Source organism: Bacillus cereus group sp. MYBK15-3, assembly GCF_051916765.1.
GTDB classification, from domain to species: Bacteria; Bacillota; Bacilli; order Bacillales; family Bacillaceae_G; genus Bacillus_A; species Bacillus_A cereus.
Genome location: NZ_JBQAHG010000001.1, coordinates 762753 through 783902, shown reverse-complemented (window position 1 = coordinate 783902; position 21150 = coordinate 762753). Strand labels below are relative to the sequence as shown.

Below are 21150 nucleotides of genomic sequence, written 5' to 3'. Positions count from 1 at the left end.
TTTTCATTTATTAACTCATCTAACGATTTAGGTATATTAAATTTAACTACTCCCAAATTACTGCCTCTATTATATAAGAAATTTTTTGCAAGCTCATTATTATCTGTACTTCATCTTAAACTTTGCTAGAAGCAAGGAAGTAATTTAACAGTCGGTGAAGGATGTGAGCCCTCCACACTGATTAGATTTTCACTTTTTTATATTTTTTCCGGAATTTTTGACAATCTCTTGAACTGTGCGAAATGTCACATCTGTATTTTACAACCTCTCTTATAGTAAGGGTATGTAAGAGAGACGTATTAAAGGAGTGAACAGTATGAAGAAAAAAACTTCAGCACTAATGAGACGTTTAAAATATTTTTCACCAATAGATCGTTATAACGATAATCATACACAAGAAACATATGAAGATCGCGAATGGGAAAATGTGTACAGAAAGCGTTGGCAGCATGATAAAGTAATTCGTTCTACACACGGCGTGAACTGTACTGGTTCATGTAGCTGGAATATATATGTGAAAGATGGAATTGTAACTTGGGAAGGGCAGGAGCTTAACTATCCGACTACAGGTCCTGATATGCCAGATTTTGAACCGCGAGGATGCCCACGTGGAGCGAGTTTTTCTTGGTACATTTATAGTCCACTTCGTGTGAAATACCCGTATGTACGTGGTGTTCTTTGGAATATGTGGCAAGAAGAATTGCAAAATAACGAGTCACCATTAGAGGCTTGGAAAAGCATTGTGGAAAACCGTGAAAAGGCACGTACGTATAAGCAGGCGCGTGGTAAAGGGGGATTCATTCGTGCGAATTGGGATGAAGTGTTACAACTCGTTTCAGCTTCATTACTGTACACAGTAATGAAATACGGTCCAGACCGAAATGTTGGCTTTTCACCAATTCCAGCTATGTCGATGTTAAGTCATGCTGCTGGTAGTCGCTTTATGCAACTTATGGGTGGACCGATGCTTAGCTTCTATGATTGGTATGCGGATTTACCACCAGCTTCTCCTCAAATTTGGGGTGATCAAACAGATGTACCAGAAAGTAGTGACTGGTATAACTCTGGTTACATTATGACATGGGGTTCAAATGTACCAATGACGAGAACACCAGATGCACACTTTTTAGCAGAGGTTCGATATAAAGGAACGAAAGTCGTTTCTGTCAGTCCTGATTTCGCTGAATCAACAAAGTTTGCGGATGATTGGATTAGTGTGAAACAAGGTACAGACGGTGCACTTGCGATGGCAATGGGACACGTAATCTTACAAGAATTTTACGTGGATAATCAAGTGGAATATTTCACAAAGTATGCGAAGCAATATACTGATTTTCCTTTCTTTGTCACATTGAAACAAAAAGGAGATCAATTCGTTGCTGATCGGTTCTTAAATGCTTCTGATATTGGACGAGAAACGAAGTTAGGGGAATGGAAACCTGTTCTTTGGAACGAGAATACGAATGATTTTGCAACACCTCACGGCACAATGGGGTCACGTTGGGATAATGAAAAGAAATGGAACTTGCGTTTAGAAGATGAAGAAACAGGTGAAAAGATTGATCCACGTCTTTCTTTACTTGGAATGGAAGAAGCGATTGGAACTGTACAAATTCCGTACTTCTCTGATGATGGAAACAAAGTATTAGAACGTACAATTCCAGTGAAAAAGGTTATGACAGAAGAGGGCGAATTGTTCGTTACAACTGTATACGACTTAACGTTAGCAAATTACGGTGTGAACCGAGGGCTTGGCGGACAAGAACCGAAAGACTTCAATGATGATATACCGTTTACACCTGCATGGCAAGAGAAAATGACAGGAGTAAAACGTGAGCTTATTATTCAAATCGCTCGTGAGTTCGCACAAAATGCTGTTGATACGAATGGTCGCTCAATGATAATTGTCGGAGCGGGTATTAACCATTGGTTTAACTCTGATACGATTTATCGCGCCGTTTTAAATCTTGTTCTTCTCGTTGGAGCACAAGGTGTAAACGGCGGTGGTTGGGCTCATTATGTTGGTCAAGAAAAATTAAGACCAGCAGAAGGATGGCAAACAATCGCGATGGCAAAAGATTGGCAAGGTCCACCGAAATTACAAAACGGTACATCCTTCTTCTATTTCGTAACAGATCAATGGCGTTATGAAGATACACCTGTTGGACATTTAGCATCACCAGTTGAAGGTAACTCTCGTTATCAACATCACGGTGATTACAACGTATTAGCTGCACGACTTGGCTGGTTACCTTCTTATCCAACATTCGAGAAAAATGGAATTGAATTATATAAAGAGGCTGTTGCTGCTGGTGCAACAACGCAAGAAGAAATCGGAAAATATGTTGCACAAAAATTAAAAGAAAAAGAACTGAAATTTGCGATTGAAGATCCAGATAACAAAAACAACTTCCCGCGCAACTTATTCGTATGGCGTGCGAATTTAATTTCGAGTTCTGGTAAAGGACATGAATATTTCTTAAAACATTTATTAGGTACAACAAACGGGTTAATGAATGACGACAGTGATTCATTACGACCAGAAGAAATAAAGTGGCATGAAGAAGCGCCAGAAGGGAAGCTTGATTTACTCATTAATTTAGATTTCCGTATGGCTGGAACAGCACTGTATTCTGATATCGTCTTACCTGCTTCAACTTGGTACGAAAAACACGATTTAAGCAGTACAGATATGCATCCATTTGTACATCCATTTAATCCGGCAATCGGTTCACCGTGGGAAGCGCGCTCTGACTGGGATATTTTCACTTCTCTTTCTAAAGCAGTGTCTGATTTAGCGAAGAAAATCGATCTTGAACCAATGAAAGAAGTTGTGGCAACACCGCTTCTTCATGATACACCGCAAGAATTAGCGCAACCACTTGGCAAAATTAAAGACTGGAGTAAAGGCGAGTGTGAACCGATTCCAGGTAAAACGATGCCACAAATTCACGTTGTTGAAAGGGATTATAAAACGATTTATGACAAAATGACTGCGCTTGGACCAAATGCCGGAAAACAACCGATTGGTACGAAAGGGATCTCTTGGTCAGCAGAAAAAGAGTATGAGCAATTAAAGAGCAAATTAGGAGTCGTTCGAACGGATTCTATCGCGAAAGGTTGTCCAGACATCAAAGAAGCAATCAATGCTGCTGAAGCGGTATTAACACTATCTTCTACAACAAACGGTCATATGGCAGTAAAAGCATGGGAAGCACTTGAAAAACAAACAGATTTAAAACTACGTGATTTAGCAGAAGAACGTGAAGAAGAATGCTTTACATTCGAACAAATTACAGCACAACCGAAAACAGTAATTACTTCTCCGGCCTTTACAGGTTCAGAAAAAGGTGGACGACGTTACTCACCGTTTACAACAAATGTGGAACGTCTCATCCCTTGGAGAACGATAACTGGTCGACAATCTTTCTACTTAGACCATGACATGATGAAAGAATTTGGTGAAACGATGGCAACATTTAAACCAATTCTGCAACATAAACCGTTCCGTAAATCACGACCTGAAGTAGAAGGGAAAGAAATTACATTAAACTATTTAACACCGCATAATAAGTGGTCGATTCATAGTATGTACTTCGATTCATTACCGATGTTAACGCTATTTAGAGGTGGTCCAACTGTTTGGATGAATAAAGAGGACGCTGCTGAAGCGGGTGTTGCAGATAATGATTGGATTGAGTGCTTTAATCGTAACGGTGTTGTTGTAGCGCGTGCTGTTGTAACGCACCGTATACCGAGAGGAATGGCATTTATGCATCATGCGCAAGATCGTCACATTAACGTACCTGGTACGAAATTAACAAGTAATCGCGGGGGAACGCATAATAGTCCAACTCGAATTCACGTAAAACCGACACATATGATTGGTGGATATGGTCAATTAAGTTATGGATTTAACTATTATGGTCCAACTGGGAACCAGCGTGATTTAAATGTTGTAATCCGTAAACTGAAGGAGGTAGATTGGCTTGAAGATTAAAGCACAAGTCGGAATGGTAATGAACCTAGATAAATGCATCGGCTGTCATACTTGTAGCGTAACATGCAAAAACACCTGGACAAATCGTCCAGGTGCTGAATATATGTATTTCAATAACGTAGAAACGAAACCAGGTATTGGTTATCCGAAACAATGGGAAGATCAGGAGAAATATAAAGGCGGTTGGGAATTGAAAAATGGTGAAATTCAGCTAAAATCCGGTTCGAAAATGAAACGTCTTATGAATATTTTCCACAATCCAGATCAACCAACGATTGATGATTACTTTGAACCTTGGAACTATGATTATGAAACGTTAACAAATAGTCCGCAGCGTAAGCATCAGCCAGTTGCTCGTCCGAAATCAGCAATTACAGGCGAATTTATCGACAAAATTGAATGGGGTCCAAACTGGGAAGATGACTTAGCAGGCGGACATATAACTGGATTGCAAGATCCAAACGTAAAGAAAATGGAAGAAGAAATTAAAACAGATTTTGAAAACGTCTTTATGATGTATTTACCACGCATATGTGAACATTGTATGAATCCATCTTGCGTATCATCTTGTCCATCTGGTGCGATGTATAAACGTGAAGAAGATGGAATTGTTCTTGTAGATCAAAATGCATGTCGCGCATGGAGATTCTGCGTATCATCTTGTCCATATAAAAAAGTGTATTTTAACTGGCAAACGAATAAAGCTGAAAAATGTACAATGTGCTTCCCACGTATTGAAGCTGGTATGCCAACAATTTGTTCAGAAACATGTGTAGGACGTATCAGGTATATTGGAGTAATGCTATATGACGCTGATAAAGTAAAAGAAGCAGCTTCTGTTGAAGACGAAAAAGATTTATATGAATCTCAGCTTACTGTTTTCCTAGATCCAAATGATCCAGAAATAGCAGCTGAAGCGAAAAAACAAGGCATTCCTGAAGAATGGATTAAAGCAGCACAACAGTCACCTATCTATAAAATGATTATCGATTGGAAAATTGCTCTGCCTCTTCACCCGGAGTATCGTACAATGCCGATGGTTTGGTATATCCCTCCGCTTAGCCCAATTATGAACATGGTGGAAGGGAAAGGTAGTAACTGGCAAGCAGAAGAGGTTTTCCCTGCAATTGATAATATGCGTATTCCAATTCAATATTTAGCGAATTTACTCACTGCAGGGGATGAATCACACATTCGTCTTACATTGAAAAAAATGGCTGTTATGCGAACATATATGAGAGCACTGCAAATTAATAAAGAGCCAAATGAAGCTGTATTAAAAGAACTTGGTTTAACGAAACAGGATGTAGAAGATATGTATCGTCTTCTTGCCATTGCGAAATATAAAGATCGCTTCGTTATCCCGACATCTCACCGTGAACAAGTGGCAGATTTATATAGCGAACAAGGAAGCTGTGGTTTATCATTCACAGGTGGTCCAGGCTCTTGTATGACAATTTCTTAAATAAAGGGGGCAGAAAATTATGAGACAAAGTTTACAAACAGCTTTTTCTTGTTCTTCTTTTCTTCTCTCCTATCCTGAACTAGGGTGGAGAGAAGCTGTAACTGAATTGCAAGAAGAGGTTGAAACAATAAAACAGGAAGACGTTAAAGCGTCACTTACAGCCTTTATAAAGCAAGTGCTAAATAAAACGAATGATCAACTCATTGATAGTTACGTATATACATTCGATTTTGGTAAGAAAACAAATATGTATCTTACTTATATGAACACTGGTGAACAAAGAGAAAGAGGTATTGAATTACTGGAGTTAAAACAGCATTATAAAAAATCTGGTTTTGAAGTAACAGATAAAGAATTACCTGATTATTTACCGCTATTGCTTGAGTTCTTTGCAAATGCAAATGAGATAGACAGTGAATCAATTATGAGTAAATACACGGAGAATATACAAGCGTTACACGTTCAATTAAAAGAAGCAGACAGTATGTATGAACCAATTCTTGCGGCTGTTCTACTCGCTATCGAAACATGGGGTGTACAGACAAATTAGAAAGGAGAGTTGTTAAAATGATGGATCAATTTCTATGGGTATTGTTTCCCTATATCATTTTTGCAATCTTTATCGGTGGACATATTTTTAGATACAACTATGATCAATTTGGATGGACATCAAAATCTAGTGAACTATTAGAAAAGAAAATGCTCCGACTCGGAAGTCTATTATTTCACTTTGGGATCATGTTCGTAATTGGCGGTCATGTTATGGGGATTTTAATTCCAGAAGCTGTATACCGTTCAGTAGGTATCTCTGAGCATATGTATCATGTAGTAGCAATTAGTTTTGGGCTTCCGGCAGGTGTTGCTTCTATTAGCGGTTTAATTATATTAACGTACCGCCGCGTAACTGTAAAACGTATCATTGCAACGAGTACAAAGGGAGATTATATTGCGCTTATTTTATTACTTATCGTAATGCTAGCAGGACTTTCCTCAACATTTTTAAATATCGATTCAAAAGGATTTGATTATCGTACAACGATTGGCCCTTGGTTCCGAAGTCTCTTTATTTTCCAACCGAAAGTTGAATATATGATGGAAGTACCAATATGGTTTAAAATTCACATTCTCGCAGGGATGGGGCTTTTCGCAGTGTGGCCATTTACAAGACTTGTACATGTATTTAGTGCCCCAATTAAATATGTAAGCCGTAGTTATGTGATTTACAGAAGACGTATTCCTAATGAGTTGAAAAAATAATACTGCTGTAAACGGATAGGAGCTAATGGTTAAAACGAAACGAGGTCTAATATGGAAGGCCTCGTTTTTGTTTACATAGGGAATAAATGTTAATAAGTAGTTTAAATTGAAAAAAGATTAGCATCTAAATAAGATGCTAATCAATGCTACAAACAGAAGCAGAGCAATCTTCACAAGCAATTTCACATTTTAAAAATTGTAAATCGTGGATTGTAATCTTTCCTTTATGAATTGAAATTGTACCTTGCTTTTTTAATTCATTTAACATTCGATTTACACTTTCACGTGAAGTTGCACAGAAATTAGCGAGTTCTTGATTCGTTAATGGTAAATCGATGAGAATACCATTTTCTTTTAATACACCGTAACTATTTGTCATTCGTATAAGAGTAGAGTACAGGGCACCTTTTTTGCCGTGTAATACTAAATCTCGGAACTTCGTTTGCATTCTTCTTAAATGTTCACTAATCCATTTCATAAATTCAAATACAAGAGCGGGTTTTTGGAGTAATGCTTTTTCTAACGCTTCACGTTTTATTACACCTACTTCAACATCTTCAAGACATTTTGAGTTTAATAAATATTTTGCATTATCCGTGAACAATGTTAATTCTCCAATAATGTCATATTCCGAACAAATTCGAAGTGTTAATTCTTGTCCGTCAGCACTAAGTTTACTAATTTGTACTTTCCCTGAGTGAATGATATAGAGTTCTGTTGCCTCCATACCTTCTTGAAAAATAAAACTACCTTTTTTTATCTGCATTTTATATTCAACAGATGCAAGTAATTCTTTTAAATCTTGAGATAATGTCATACTGTTTGCCACAGTGATCACCTTTCTTCTTATAAGCAATACATTTCCTATTTTGAGTGTAAGTATGATGAAAATGCAAGAGCTATTTAAAAATAAATTGAAATTTCAATGACCGTAAGGAGGAGTAGCTAAAGATGTGAACAAAATGCGAACAGATTTGTGAAAATTTTTTGAATGGGGAAAGTGATGTGAGAAAAGTCACATTGAATATGTAGCTTCTTTTTTATAATGAAGGCAAATAAAAAAATGAAAACTTACTAAGGATTGCAGCAGAAAAGAAGGGATATAGATGCACGAGAACATGAAAGATTCTTTAAAGCGGCCACTTCAAGATTTACGCATTTCAGTTATTGATCGTTGTAATTTTAGGTGCACATATTGTATGCCTGCTGAAGTGTTCGGACCTGATTATGCTTTTTTACAGGAAGAGTGTTTATTAACATTTAATGAAATAGAAAGGTTAGCTAGATTATTTATAAGTATGGGAGTTAATAAAATTAGGCTTACTGGCGGTGAACCTTTATTGCGTAAAGACTTACCGAAATTAATTGCAAGACTTACAAATCTAGAAGGCTTAAAAGACATTGGACTCACAACAAACGGAATTCATTTAGCAAAACAAGCTAAGGCGCTAAAAGACGCGGGATTAAAACGTGTAAATATTAGTTTAGATGCGATAGAGGACCATGTCTTCAAAAAAATTAACGGAAGAAATGTAAGTACAAAACCTGTACTGAAAGGAATAGAAGCAGCAAATGCTGCTGGATTAGAAGTAAAGGTAAATATGGTCGTAAAAAAAGGGATGAATGATAGTCAAATTCTTCATATGGCGCGTTATTTTAAAGAAAAAGAAATTCAGCTCCGTTTCATTGAGTTTATGGATGTAGGCAGTACAAACGGATGGAATTTTGAAGAAGTCATTACGAAGGAACAATTAATAGAGAAAATTAATCGTGTATATCCAATTGAGCCCGCTCAGCCTCGTTATTTTGGAGAGGTTGCGAAATTGTATCGATATGTAGGGAGTAATGCAGAAGTTGGATTTATTACTTCTGTTTCTGAGTCATTTTGTTCTTCTTGTACGAGAGCTCGTATTTCGGCAGACGGCAAGTTTTTCACATGCCTATTTGGAGCGAAAGGAACGGATTTGCGAACGCTTCTTCGAGAAAATATTTCTGATGCATCACTATTAAAAATTTTAAATGATACATGGCGATATAGAACAGATCGATATTCAGATGAAAGAACGGTTGAGAATACAAGTAAACGTCCAAAAGTTGAAATGTCTTACATTGGTGGATAGTGAAAGGAGGATTTCTTATGCAAGAGCGTTATTCAAGACAAGTGTTGTTTTCTGGAATTGGTGAAATGGGACAAAGAAAAATAAGAGAAAAGCATGTGCTCCTAATCGGTGCGGGTGCGCTAGGAGCTGCGAATGCAGAAGCACTTGCTAGGATGGGAATTGGGAAATTGACAATTGCTGATCGTGACTACGTCGAATGGAGTAATTTACAGCGGCAGCAGTTATATACAGAAGAAGATGCGCAGCAGTGTAAACCAAAAGCAATTGCAGCAGCAGAACATGTAAGAAAGATTAATTCTGAAGTGGAAATTGTACCAGTTGTAACAGATGTCACAATGCGAGAAATAGAAGAGTTAACAAAAGATGTGGATCTCATATTAGATGCGACTGACAATTTCGATACGCGTCTACTTATAAATGACATTTCACAAAAAGAAAATATACCTTGGATATATGGCGGATGTATTGGGAGTTACGGTGTAACGTATACAATTCTTCCTGGGAAAACACCATGTTTTCGCTGTCTAATGGATCATCCTATGGGCGGTGCAACATGCGATACAGCCGGAATCATTCAGCCAGCTGTACAAATGGTCGTTGCTCACCAAGTTACAGAGGCGATGAAAATATTGGTGGGTGATTATGAATCATTAAGAGGGACGATGTTGTCATTTGATATTTGGAACAATCAATATCTCTCATTAAAAGTAAATAGACAGAAGAAAAGTACATGTCCTTCTTGTGGGAAATCACGAACGTATCCAAGCTTAATATTTGAAGCGCAAATGAAAACGGAAGTGTTATGCGGACGGAATACAGTTCAAATCCGTTCAGGAATAAAGAGAAATCTTAATTTAACCGAAATTCAAAAACGATTACAAAAAAGTGTACATGTCAAAAAAACGCCTTACTTACTATCATTTCTAGTTGATGAATATCGTTTTGTTTTATTTATAGACGGTAGGGCATTTATTCATGGGACAAATGATGTGAAAATAGCAAAACGATTATACGCCAAATATATAGGATGAACAGAAAAATCGTTTTTTCCTTATTAAAACGAGGTGAAAAAGAATGTTAGATAAACGTATACCAATTCCAGTAGCAGAAGCAGTTGCTCGTGTAATGAAATATGCCTACCAAGGTGAAATGGAAAAGGTTTCTCTTATAGAAAGCTACGGTAGAACACTTGGAGAAGATGTTATTGCAGATCATGATGTTCCGCATTTTGATCGCTCTCCATACGACGGGTTTGCGATTCGAGCGGAAGATACAAAAGAAGCGAGTAGTAGTAACCCCATTCAGTTTGAAGTAATTGGCGAAATTGGAGCAGGCTTTGTTTTTACAGAAGAAGTGAAAGCATTTCAAGCTGTCCGTATTATGACAGGTGCCGCAATTCCGGAAGGGTGTAATGCGGTTGTTATGTTAGAGCTAACGGAAGGATTTGAAGAAAACGAAAAGATTTATATGGTATTAAAACGCTCTTTCTCTTCTGGCGATAACATTTCTTTTAAAGGAGAAGATGTAAACCAAAATAGCATCTTTGTGAAAAAAGGGACTGTTATTAATCCTGGAGTTGCAGCGCTTCTTGCTACGTTTGGTTATAGTACGGTATATGTTGTAAAACAGCCAGTCATTGGAATTGTAACGACAGGAAGTGAACTGCTCGAAGTACATGAACAATTAAAGCCAGGGAAGATTCGAAATAGTAACTCTTATATGGTAGCTGCTCAAATTGAACGAGCAGGTGGAATTGTACAGTATTATGGGCAATTCGCTGACAATTTTGAGACGTGTTATAACACTGTAAAAAAAGCGATAAAAGAAGTTGATATATTAATTACAACTGGTGGCGTTTCAGTAGGAGACTATGATTATTTACCGGCTATTTATGAGAGATTACAAGCTAATGTACTTTTTAACAAAATAGCGATGCGACCAGGAAGTGTGACAACTGTAGCTGAGTTAGAGGGAAAACTATTATTTGGTCTATCTGGTAATCCTTCTGCTTGTTATGTCGGATGTGAATTGTTTGTTCGACCTGTCATTGGAACATACTTGCATAGGAAAGATCCGCACATATATCGTGCAGAGGCAATATTACAGAAAGACATTTCGAAAGCAAATCCGTTTACTCGTTTTGTAAGAGGGAGAGTGGAATTTGTAGATGGTCAATTACAAGTTACACCAGTTGGTTTAGATAAATCTAGTGCAATTTCTTCACTTGCAGAGGCGAACGCATTTATCGTCCTGCCAGGAGGAACGAGAGGATTTGAAGCAGGAATAACTGTTTCGGTACTGTTATTAGAATCAAACGCTGGAAGTGAGTGGCCGTGGGAAGAACCACTTCGATCATACAAATAATAGAAAAATAGATTACTAACTTATACAAAGATAAGAGGTGCAAAATGATACAAACGTATTATGAAGTAATTGATACACCTATTTCAATTGAGGAAGTTACAAACAAAGTAATTCGTCGTGAGTGCGGCGCAGTTACTACTTTCGTTGGTACTGTTAGAGAATTTACGAAAGGGCGTCGTACGCTACATTTAGAGTATGTAGCATATAAAACAATGGCAGAAAAACAACTTGAGAGAATTGGTACTGAAGTAGGAGAGAGGTGGCCTGGGACATTTGTCGCCATTACACATCGCATTGGTACATTACAAATTTCTGATCTTGCTGTTGTCGTCGCTGTTTCTACACCACACCGGAAAGCTGCATATGAGGCGAACGAATATATTATGGAGCGTATAAAACAAATCGTTCCAATTTGGAAGAAAGAATTTTGGGAAGATGGTGAATCATGGATTGGTGATCAGTTAGAGAATGTAGCATATGAGAATGGTGAGCCTGAAGAGGAGATGAGAATATGATTGAAGTACTATTATTTGCACATTTACAAGAAGAAGTAAGTAAGCCAGCATTACAAATCGATTGTGAAAATATTACAGTTGCTGAACTAAAGAAGGTACTCATTAAGAAATACAACGTAGCGATTTCAAATGAAATCATGGTAGCTATAAATGAAGAGTATGCAAATGAGGATGACATCATTCAAACTGGCGATGTCATAGCGATAATTCCGCCAGTAAGTGGTGGTTGATTCTTTTCGACTTAATCATGTTACGACGTGATTAGGCTGGAGAGAATGAATATAAATATGCATACATAGGAGGGAACAGGATGAAAAGTCCTAATTTTCAATTAAGTTTACAAACTTCTAATCTAATTATAGGTTTTATGGTATGGGTCATTTTATCATCATTAATGCCTTATATTAAAGTGGATATCCCATTAACTGCGGGGCAAATTTCTATGGTCACAGCAGTACCCGTTATTTTAGGTTCTGTTCTTCGCATTCCAATTGGTTATTGGACAAATCGTTTCGGAGCAAGAAAATTATTCTTTATTAGTTTTATTCTATTATTACTTCCTGTCTTTTATATTAGTGTTGCCAATTCTATGATGGATTTAATTATTGGTGGATTATTTGTAGGAATCGGTGGTGCTGTATTCTCTGTAGGAGTAACTTCTTTACCAAAATACTTTCCGAAAGAGAGTCATGGTTTTGTAAATGGTATTTACGGTGTCGGTAACGCCGGAACAGCAATTACTTCATTTTTAGCGCCTGTTATCGCAACTTCAGTTGGCTGGAGAACGACAGTACAATGTTATTTAGTTTTACTTGCAGCATTTGCACTTATGAACTTTTTATTAGGTGATCGTAAGGAGAAAAAGGTGAATACACCATTAATGGAACAAATAAAAGGTGTATATAAAAATGAGAAACTTTGGTTTTTATGTATCTTTTACTTTTTAACATTCGGATCATTCGTCGCATTTACAGTATACTTACCAAACTTTTTAGTATCTCACTTCGGATTAGAGAAAGTAGATGCTGGTATGCGAACTGCAGGATTCATCGTACTCGCAACAATTATGCGTCCGATTGGTGGTTGGCTCGGCGATAAGTTTAATCCATTTAAAATATTAATCTTCGTATTTATCGGTTTAACACTTTCAGGTATTATTTTATCATTCATGCCTAGTATGAACGTGTATACATTTGGTTGCTTACTAGTCGCATTTTGTGCAGGCATTGGTAATGGTACAATCTTTAAACTCGTTCCAATGTACTTCTCAGAACAAGCAGGTATTGTAAATGGACTCGTTTCAGCTTTAGGCGGACTAGGAGGGTTCTTCCCGCCCCTAATTTTAACATTACTATTCCAACTAACAGGCCATTATGCAATTGGATTTATGGCATTATCAGAAGTCGCACTTGCTTGTTTAATCATTACAGTGTGGATGTATAGTCAAGAAAAGCTGTTAGTGATGTTAAAAAATCATTAATAAGGAAAAAGAACCATCCCAAAGTATTTTGGGATGGTTCTTTTAGTAATAGGCTTCAACATGTTTTTATTGATCTCTCAATAAACGCTTATTTTCTATAAGAATGTGCTTTTAAAATGAAGATGTCAAAAGTTATTCAATTAAAGGGCAGATTAGTTAAGGAAATCTTAAATCTATTCTAAAGATCGAACTCATTTTTAGAATGCAAATATTTAATTGAATCGGGATGTTTAGATGAAAAAAATATAAGTCCACTCAAGATAAACAAGTATCAGGTGTGTTAGGTAGTTTAAGCGACAAGTATAGGATTGATGCAAGTATCCTTCGCATAGTAACTGCATTATCAGATTTTTTTAGGGCCAAATTTTTTGGTAAGGTTAATGGATATTGTGAAAAAGTATACTTAAAATAAAGAAGATAGTTTAGGTCAATAAGATAAAATTATGAATTTGTATAAATAATCCATAATTTTCTTTATGATTTATATTTGGTATGTTAAAGAAAAGAGAGGAGAGGGAAATGAAATAAGAATTTTTGATGCACATTTTCATATTATTGGTTTAAGTTTTTCTGATTATTGAGAATTGAAGGGGTTTTCCGACTGATTAAATGTGATTCATATTTAGTAAAGTGTTTAATCCAACTAAAATATATTTAGAATGAGGTTTTACATGTTTGTTTTTATTATACTAGACGTAATATTACCAATATTAATATTAATGCTAATTGGTGCAATCTTACAAAGAAAGTTCCAATTTAACTTAAAGCAGCTTTCTACACTTATTACTTATTGCTTAATGCCAGCGGCTGTATTTGTGAATATATATGATATTAGTATAGAGACAGGTTTGTTGCTCCAAATAATATACTATTTAATGCTTTATAGTCTGAGTCTGATCATAGTAAGTCATTTCATTTCAAAAACATTAAAGTTAGAAAAAGGAGAAAGTGCAGCTCTAAAAAATAGCATTTCGTTAATGAATTCCGGTAATTATGGGTTACCAGTAAGTCAATTGATTTTCAGTCACAATCCAGTGGGGGTTTCCATTCAGATTTTTATTGTGATTTTCCAGAATCTTTTAACTTATTCATATGGGATATATAACTTACTATCAGCAACAAAAACAATCGGAGGTATTATTCAATCATTTCTAAGACTGCCTGTATTTCATGCGCTCGTATTAGGGGTTCTCTTTCAATCTTTTAAAATTCAAATACCTAATTCTATCTTGCTACCTCTTAATCAGCTTGCGAATGGTTTTGTTGCAATAGCACTCATATTGCTAGGGGCGCAATTATCCAACATTAAACTTAATTTTTTCCATCGAGTCATAACATGGGCTTTAATTGGAAGGTTACTGATGGGACCATTATTAGCACTTGCTGTAATATACATACTAAACATCGATGGTATTGTTGCACAATCGTTATTTATTGCAAGTTCTTTTCCTACTTCAAGAAATACATCAACCATTGCTATGGAATATCAAATAGAGCCTGAATTACATGCACAAATCGTTTTATTTTCAACAATTTTCAGCATTATTACAGTAACTGTCGTTATTTATTTATCATATATTTTGTTTTGAATATACGTGCAAAAACGAAAAGATTTGAGGCGGTAAATGATGGACAGAAGTCCTATAGATATGAGAAGAAAGCAGTCTTTCATATATTGGGTGTCGTTTACAATTGTACCATGTTTCAAAATCTAGTGATTTAATTCAAAAAAAGAAACTTATTAGGGTTTATTTCGTATGGAAATCTTTAAAGTATTTACATATAGACTGGCGAAAAAAAGACACAATCTCGCTTATAATTAAAGTTATATGAGCTTAGGGTGATAGCGATGGGGTGGGAGTGTCAAGTAAGAATTTTATGCATAATTGCCACTAAGGGAGATGATTAAAAGTTGAGTAAACAGAATATCAGCACAATAGTTTCAGGAGATTTGATTGTTACCCATCTAATTGGCCAGATTAATACAGAAGATGTGTATGAATGGTTTAATGATTTTGAGCAGGTTTGTCAGCAATTTATTTCTGAGGGTCGGAAATACAAAGTGTTGGTGGATAGAAAAGGGTATACCCCAAATCATTTTTCTGTTCAAAAAGTATGGAAAGATAAGTTCTTCAATGAAACCATTTTGAATCATAGTAAGGCAATTGCATTTCTTCTTGAAGAAGGAGAGATACTGAAGTATTTACAACAATCCAATACAAAAGAATCCGTGGAGTTTTTTGATGATTATGAACAAGCGCTAATTTGGTTGAATGAATATCCAATATAAAAACTGAATAGAAAGAGTTGCTCGTAATGTTACACTTGTCATGAAATTTATTTGTTTACAAGTTGCAAACACCATTTATTTTCTTCATAGATTACTTGTGAAATAAAAGAACGGAACTACAACAAAAAGAACAAACGTCCCCTAAAAAACGTTTGTCCAAAGGTAATTACTATTTTAACTAAGAAATAGATTACAATTTATGTGTACGAGAAATCTTTTTTATAAGTTTAGGCAATATAGATGTTAGTTCTTGCTTCAAACGCTTCGTAAATGATGGATCTTTACCAGAAGTTGAAATAGTGACAACATATTCATTATTTCTTATAACGCCAGGTGTGTGAAAAGATGATTCTGTACCATCACTTACAACGTTAACCCACTGGAAATCATGAGCGGCCTGTTTGACCATCATATTTACAGCGTGTTGATTTGTAGCTGCATAAATAAGGTGAGCATCTTTAATATCATCATTACTAAAAGCTTTTTGCTTCCAAGTAATATAAGAAAGTTCCTTCATTTCCTCGCAAATTTCTGGGCTGACAACAGTGACGAAAGCGCCTGTATCTTTTAATCCAGACGCTTTTCGATATGCAATTTTACCTCCACCAATGATAACAACGACTTTATTTTGTAGATTAAACATAAGAGGGTACATGTTATACATATATGCATTCCTCCATTCGTTCTAACAATGTTAGTTTCATATATGTATCAAACTGAAGACAGTTACAAGTCGTAACATGATTATATTTTTTTGTATGCAATTCAATTTTTTGAAGTAATAATCCGGTAAAGAGAAGGTATGGCATGACATATACATGGGACGCAGTCGATGTTATATCCTTGAGCTCGGCAGTAAAAGAGGGAGTTCCTTTCGTTAAAAAGGAACAGGATACTGGCATACCAAGTTTTCGTTCGACAGCTGCTCCGATTAGTTGTAACTCATGTATCGGTTGTGTATCACTACTGCCTCGTCCTACGAGTAAAATACTACTATTTTGCATTGGCATAGCTTCACGTATTCTTTTCACTACAAGTTCCACCATATGTGGATGTGTACTAAAAGGAGGTACAACTGAAAATGTTATTTGTGGATATTTCTTTTGTAGTTGTTCTATTTCAAAAGGAATATCACGTTTATAGTGAGCTGCTGCAAATAATAAAACAGGTACAATCATTATTTCAGTTACTCCCTCTATTATCGTTTCTGTAACTGCATCCGAAATAGTAGGTGTCGTTAGTTCTAGAAAAGCTATTTTTTGAATTCTTTCGTTTCGCTCTTTCATAACAGATTGAATAAATTGAATGAATTGTTCATTACCTTCTTGTAGCCGGCTCCCATGTCCAACATATACAATTCCTTTCATTGTCTCACCATGTCTTTCTTCATAAGAGTTTCTTGTAATTGATGATCTACGTTATGAAACCCAACTTTATTTGCATAGTATAAAGTTGGAACGTCGGTATACGAGAATGGGAGAGTAAGAATATTGATAAAGCCAAGGCGTTTTATTTCTGCTAGAAACGTATCAATAGAAGCACGACCTTCAAATACAATGCTATCCCATGAGAATTCAGAAAGCATACGTGAATGAATTTCATCGAAGCGATGATCAATTGTGTACTCATGAGTCATCATATAGGAACCAGCACCAATTTTTTCTTGTATAAAAGCAATTCGGTTAATGTTTCGTCCTAAATAAACTGTTGTATTGGAAGAGAACTCTGCTTGTTTACTTAGTAGCCCATATTGCATAAGTTTTTCTTGAGTGGCAACGTTCATATGTTGTAGTTGCGCTTGTAAAGAACGAATATCTTTTTGGTGTTTACTACATGATTGCATCAATATTTCTACACTTTCAGCTGAACAAAAAACAAGACGATTAACGTTAAAAATTTCATTGATTTGTTCAAGTGTTAATGTGTATTCTACCTTTTTGAAAGTAGGAATTTGATATATTTCTGCACCGGCTTCTTGTAACTTTTGCTTCATTGAACTTGTTTTATTCGTTGCAGATGCAAATAAAACTTTCTTGCCGTGCAATGGCTTGCGTTCTTTCCAAGAGATTTGATCCCGTAAGGAAACGACATCACCAACAATTGTCATAGAAGGATTAGAAATATTTTCGTTTTTGACAATAGAAACAATGGTAGACAGTGTCCCTGTGACAACGCGCTGTTTACCAGTTGTACCCCATTCAATGACTGCTACTGGCGTATCTTCTTTTTTTCCTGCTTGTAGTAAGTTTTCACAAATTGTAGGTAAGTTTTTTATACCCATGTAGTAGGCAATCGTGTCGCTATTGTAAGATGAATTATATTTTCCATGATCGGTTAAAGGACCTTTTGCATGTCCGGTTAATAAAGTGACGCTATTACTGTAGTCACGGTGGGTGAGGGGAATACCTGCATAGATACTAGCGGCGATGCTAGATGTAATACCTGGTACAATTTCATATGGAATATTTGCTGATGCTAAAGTTTCTGCTTCTTCACCAACACGGCCAAAAATAGATGGATCTCCGCCTTTTAAGCGGACTATGATTTTTCCTTCTTTCGCAAATTGAAGGAGGTGTGAGTTAATCATTTCTTGACGCATAGTATGATTCTTTGGCATTTTTCCGCAATAAATAAGTTCACATGTTTCTTTTGTATAATTAAGAAAGGACGGGTTTAATAAGCGGTCATATAAGACGATATCTGCACGATTTAAGCACTCTATCGCTTTTTTTGTAATAAGCCCTTCATCACCTGGTCCTGCACCAACTAAATATACATATCCGTTCATATTCGCACCTCGTCTATTTTTATTTAAAAGGAAGCCAGGGGAGGCTTCCTTTTTTAAATTACATGTATATATAAATATCCCCGTCAATAACTTCTACTTCATACGTTTGAATACAACCGTCATCAGGTTTTTGAACTTCACCTGTTAGTAGTGAAATTTTCCAATCATGTAGGGGACAAAAGACGAATTCTCCAGATACAATACCTTCCGCTAATGGCCCTTTTTTATGAGGACAACGATTTTCTACAGCTCGAATATCGCCATTTGAAAGGCGGAATAGGGCGAAAGACATACCTTTCATTTGCACCTCTTTACCGATTTGAATAGGAAGGTCTTCTGCACGCATAACTTTTATTTTTTCTTTCGTTTGTATCATATAGATCACAGCTCCTTATTTCACAGTTTCTACTTCATACATCGCTTTTAATGATTTCGTTTCTAGTGCTTGTCCCCATGCTTCTTTATATGTGCCACGAGCTTTTTGGAAACGTTCATTTAACTTAGTGACCATATTTGCATCTTGCAGTATTTCCTTTATGTGATCGAAGCCTAATCGTTCTGTCCAGTAGGCAGTACGCTCTCCATAAATACCAGTTTCACGATAATATTGCATGTAAGCTGTAGCGATGCGAAGGACATCATCTTCAGTAGGGACAATCATTACAAAATCAGCTTCGCGTACTTCCGTACCACCATTTCCGCCAATATAAAGTTGGTATCCATTTTCGACACAAACAACGCCAAAATCTTTCGTCAGTACTTCCGCACAGTTACGTGGACAGCCCGTTACACCCATCTTCATTTTATGAGGTGTATCTACCATTTCTAATGATTGTTCAAGCAACATACCAAGTCCTAATGAATCTTTCGTACCGAAACGGCAGAAACGAGAGCCAACACATGATTTTACATTACGAAGAGATTTTGAATACGCATATCCAGAAGCCATATTTAATTCAGCCCATACGTTAGGTAAATCTTGTTTCTTAACACCGTATAAGCCAATTCGGCTCGCACCTGTAATTTTCACAAGTGGAACATCGTACTTTTTCGCAACTTCAGCAATTTTCATTAAATCATCTGCTGTTGTAACGCCTCCGTACATACGTGGAATAACAGAGAAGGTACCATCGTGCTGGATGTTACCATTCATTCTTTCATTCACGAAACGGGATGATTTATCATCTTCATATTCTTCTGGAATCGCCATACGTAAATAGTAGTTTAAAGCAGGACGACATTTCGAACATCCATCTTCATGTACAAAACCAAGAACGTTTCGTACTTCTTTTGGAGATTTTAAACCTTTCTCATGAATGGCCGCTACGACTTCATCACGTGATAAAGGTGTACATCCGCACATACCGGTAGACTGTGCAGAAGCATCAAAAGCATCTCCAAGTGTATGAGATAAAACTTGTTCTACAAGCGGACGACATTTACCACAAGACCCTGCGGCTTTCGTACAGGCTTTAACTTCTTCAAAAGTCTTTAACTCCTGTTCTAAAATGGCGTGAACGATTGTGCCTTTCGTAACACCATTACATCCGCAAATTGTGTCATCCGCACTCATAGTAGCAACGTCAAGTTCACATTCTTCACCAGCTTTGTGAAGAATGGAAGCTGGTGTATATTCTTGTATATCTTCTTCTTTCTTTAACATGCTAAAGAGGCGGGTACCGTCAGCTGTATCACCGTATAAAACGATACCGACGACTTTATTATCACGAATTAATACTTTTTTATAGGAACGTTTACATTCATTAAAGATGGATATTGCTTTCGTTTGATCATCTTCATAAATTTGGCCAGCAGAGAATAAATCACAACCAGCAACTTTTAATTGTGTACCGACGATACTGCCCGAATATCCATCAGTTTGTAAATTTGTTATATGTTTTGCTAATATCGCACCTTGTTCATAAAGAGGAGCAACAAGTCCATATGCGATACCGTCATGCTCTGCACATTCTCCAACTGCATAAATGGACTCATCATTTGTTAGCATATAGTCATTGACTACAATACCGCGATTTACAATTAGACCAGCATCTTTTGCTATTTGCGTATTTGGGCGTATACCGACAGCCATTACGATTAAATCACAATCTACAACTTCACCATCTTCAAATTGAATGCCCTCAACATGGTCTGTACCAAGAATTTTTACAGTTTTCTTTTCCATTAAAAACTTCATGCTTTGTGCTTCTAAATCTTCACGCAGAAGAGCAGCTGCTTTCGTATCTAGTTGTTGCTCCATTAAGCTAGGCATTAAATGAACAACATGTACGTCCATTCCTAAATCAATTAGACCTCTTGCGGCTTCTAAACCGAGTAACCCGCCACCAATGACAACGGCCTTTTTCTTTTCTTTAGCGGTATCTATCATAAATTGTGTATCTTCAATAGTTCGAAATCCTGTTACACCAGAAAGTGCGGAACCTTCAACAGGTAAAATAAAAGCACTAGAACCTGTTGCGATAATGAGCTTGTCGTATGTAAGAGTACGCTTCTTTTCTGTAATAATAATTTTTTCTTCTCGGTTAATACTTTGAACTCTTTCATTCGTATACAAAGTTATTTCGTTTTCTTCATACCAACTGTATTCATTCATAATGATATCTTGCATATTTGTTTTGCCTTGTAAAACATGAGAAAGCATAATGCGGTTGTAGTTTGGATGCGGTTCATCTCCAAAAATAGTAATCTCATATGAATCACTATCATGTTTTAAGATTTCTTCCATACAGCGAATGCCAGCCATACCATTTCCGATCATAACTAAACGTTTTTTCATTTTCGTTTCCCCTTTTTATGTGAAATATTGAACAAAGGATTATATTTTTATTATAGAAAATCAAATAAGGGGAA

The 21150-nt window shown here is 36.4% G+C and carries 18 protein-coding genes and 1 pseudogene; 13 read left to right on the top strand and 6 right to left on the bottom strand.

Translation table 11 applies throughout. The annotated features are described in order from the left end of the window. Nucleotides 1–316 precede the first annotated feature (316 nt). The 4 genes from ACTFR8_RS03935 to narI are packed head-to-tail and all read left to right on the top strand — an operon-like array spanning nucleotide 317 to nucleotide 6722. A complete protein-coding gene (locus ACTFR8_RS03935) occupies nucleotides 317–4000 on the top strand; it encodes a nitrate reductase subunit alpha (RefSeq protein ID WP_000730782.1) in 3684 nt (1227 codons plus the stop codon). After that, entirely contained in the window at nucleotides 3990–5465 is a 1476-nt protein-coding gene (narH, locus tag ACTFR8_RS03930) for a nitrate reductase subunit beta (protein ID WP_000692664.1), read from the top strand. The genes ACTFR8_RS03935 and narH overlap by 11 nt, the downstream gene beginning before the upstream one ends. Before the next feature lie 19 nt (nucleotides 5466–5484). After that, nucleotides 5485–6015, top strand: a complete 531-nt coding sequence (gene narJ, locus ACTFR8_RS03925) for a nitrate reductase molybdenum cofactor assembly chaperone (protein ID WP_001249926.1) — start codon at nucleotides 5485–5487, stop codon at nucleotides 6013–6015. 17 nt (nucleotides 6016–6032) lie between these two features. Further along, complete coding sequence (gene narI / locus ACTFR8_RS03920; protein WP_000969222.1) at nucleotides 6033–6722, top strand: respiratory nitrate reductase subunit gamma; 690 nt, start codon at nucleotides 6033–6035, stop codon at nucleotides 6720–6722. A 136-nt stretch (nucleotides 6723–6858) separates the two neighbouring features. Here narI and ACTFR8_RS03915 read toward each other — a convergent pair whose 3' ends face one another. After that, nucleotides 6859–7551, bottom strand: a complete 693-nt coding sequence (locus tag ACTFR8_RS03915; RefSeq protein WP_000013866.1) for a Crp/Fnr family transcriptional regulator — start codon at nucleotides 7549–7551, stop codon at nucleotides 6859–6861. 277 nt (nucleotides 7552–7828) lie between these two features. Here ACTFR8_RS03915 and moaA point away from each other — a divergent pair, with 277 nt between their 5' ends. The 9 genes and pseudogenes from moaA to ACTFR8_RS03870 all read left to right on the top strand — a co-directional run bounded on the left by moaA (nucleotide 7829) and on the right by ACTFR8_RS03870 (nucleotide 15491). After that, nucleotides 7829–8842 (top strand): GTP 3',8-cyclase MoaA, encoded by a 1014-nt coding sequence (moaA, locus tag ACTFR8_RS03910; RefSeq protein WP_000545029.1) that lies wholly within the window; start codon nucleotides 7829–7831, stop codon nucleotides 8840–8842. A gap of 17 nt (nucleotides 8843–8859) precedes the next feature. Next, on the top strand, nucleotides 8860–9873 hold the full coding sequence (locus ACTFR8_RS03905) for a molybdopterin-synthase adenylyltransferase MoeB (protein WP_001158130.1): 1014 nt from the start codon (nucleotides 8860–8862) through the stop codon (nucleotides 9871–9873). Between the two features lie 43 nt (nucleotides 9874–9916). After that, nucleotides 9917–11206 (top strand): molybdopterin molybdotransferase MoeA, encoded by a 1290-nt coding sequence (locus tag ACTFR8_RS03900; RefSeq protein WP_252209943.1) that lies wholly within the window; start codon nucleotides 9917–9919, stop codon nucleotides 11204–11206. Between the two features lie 44 nt (nucleotides 11207–11250). Next, nucleotides 11251–11721 carry a molybdenum cofactor biosynthesis protein MoaE gene (locus tag ACTFR8_RS03895; protein WP_000616829.1) on the top strand — a complete coding sequence of 157 codons (471 nt, stop codon included), beginning with the start codon at nucleotides 11251–11253 and terminating at the stop codon, nucleotides 11719–11721. Beyond that, the gene (gene moaD / locus ACTFR8_RS03890; RefSeq protein ID WP_000573681.1) at nucleotides 11718–11951 is read left to right on the top strand and encodes a molybdopterin converting factor subunit 1; all 234 of its coding nucleotides are present in this window, start codon (nucleotides 11718–11720) and stop codon (nucleotides 11949–11951) included. Before ACTFR8_RS03895 ends, moaD begins: the two co-directional genes overlap by 4 nt. A gap of 80 nt (nucleotides 11952–12031) precedes the next feature. After that, complete coding sequence (gene narK / locus ACTFR8_RS03885) at nucleotides 12032–13201, top strand: nitrate transporter NarK (RefSeq protein WP_000841857.1); 1170 nt, start codon at nucleotides 12032–12034, stop codon at nucleotides 13199–13201. A 238-nt stretch (nucleotides 13202–13439) separates the two neighbouring features. Continuing rightward, nucleotides 13440–13568: pseudogene (locus tag ACTFR8_RS03880) on the top strand (PspC domain-containing protein); the annotation flags it as partial. Between the two features lie 304 nt (nucleotides 13569–13872). Then, nucleotides 13873–14790: an AEC family transporter gene (locus tag ACTFR8_RS03875; RefSeq protein WP_000497508.1), complete on the top strand. Its 918-nt coding sequence runs from the start codon at nucleotides 13873–13875 to the stop codon at nucleotides 14788–14790. 323 nt (nucleotides 14791–15113) lie between these two features. Then, on the top strand, nucleotides 15114–15491 hold the full coding sequence (locus ACTFR8_RS03870) for an STAS/SEC14 domain-containing protein (RefSeq protein ID WP_000043364.1): 378 nt from the start codon (nucleotides 15114–15116) through the stop codon (nucleotides 15489–15491). Between the two features lie 190 nt (nucleotides 15492–15681). Here the strand turns inward: ACTFR8_RS03870 and ACTFR8_RS03865 are convergent, their stop codons facing one another. Genes ACTFR8_RS03865 through nirB form a run of 5 tightly spaced genes read right to left on the bottom strand, consistent with a single transcriptional unit; the run spans nucleotide 15682 to nucleotide 21076 of the window. Further along, nucleotides 15682–16155: a precorrin-2 dehydrogenase gene (locus ACTFR8_RS03865; protein ID WP_000282595.1), complete on the bottom strand. Its 474-nt coding sequence runs from the start codon at nucleotides 16153–16155 to the stop codon at nucleotides 15682–15684. After that, nucleotides 16148–16858 carry a sirohydrochlorin chelatase gene (locus ACTFR8_RS03860; RefSeq protein WP_000676474.1) on the bottom strand — a complete coding sequence of 237 codons (711 nt, stop codon included), beginning with the start codon at nucleotides 16856–16858 and terminating at the stop codon, nucleotides 16148–16150. The genes ACTFR8_RS03865 and ACTFR8_RS03860 overlap by 8 nt, the downstream gene beginning before the upstream one ends. Next, the gene (locus ACTFR8_RS03855; RefSeq protein ID WP_061139406.1) at nucleotides 16855–18279 is read right to left on the bottom strand and encodes a uroporphyrin-III C-methyltransferase; all 1425 of its coding nucleotides are present in this window, start codon (nucleotides 18277–18279) and stop codon (nucleotides 16855–16857) included. Before ACTFR8_RS03855 ends, ACTFR8_RS03860 begins: the two co-directional genes overlap by 4 nt. A gap of 58 nt (nucleotides 18280–18337) precedes the next feature. Beyond that, nucleotides 18338–18655 (bottom strand): nitrite reductase small subunit NirD, encoded by a 318-nt coding sequence (nirD, locus tag ACTFR8_RS03850; RefSeq protein ID WP_000616682.1) that lies wholly within the window; start codon nucleotides 18653–18655, stop codon nucleotides 18338–18340. Nucleotides 18656–18670: 15 nt separating this feature from the next. Continuing rightward, nucleotides 18671–21076 (bottom strand): NADPH-nitrite reductase large subunit, encoded by a 2406-nt coding sequence (gene nirB, locus ACTFR8_RS03845; RefSeq protein WP_044584405.1) that lies wholly within the window; start codon nucleotides 21074–21076, stop codon nucleotides 18671–18673. Nucleotides 21077–21150: the final 74 nt, after the last annotated feature.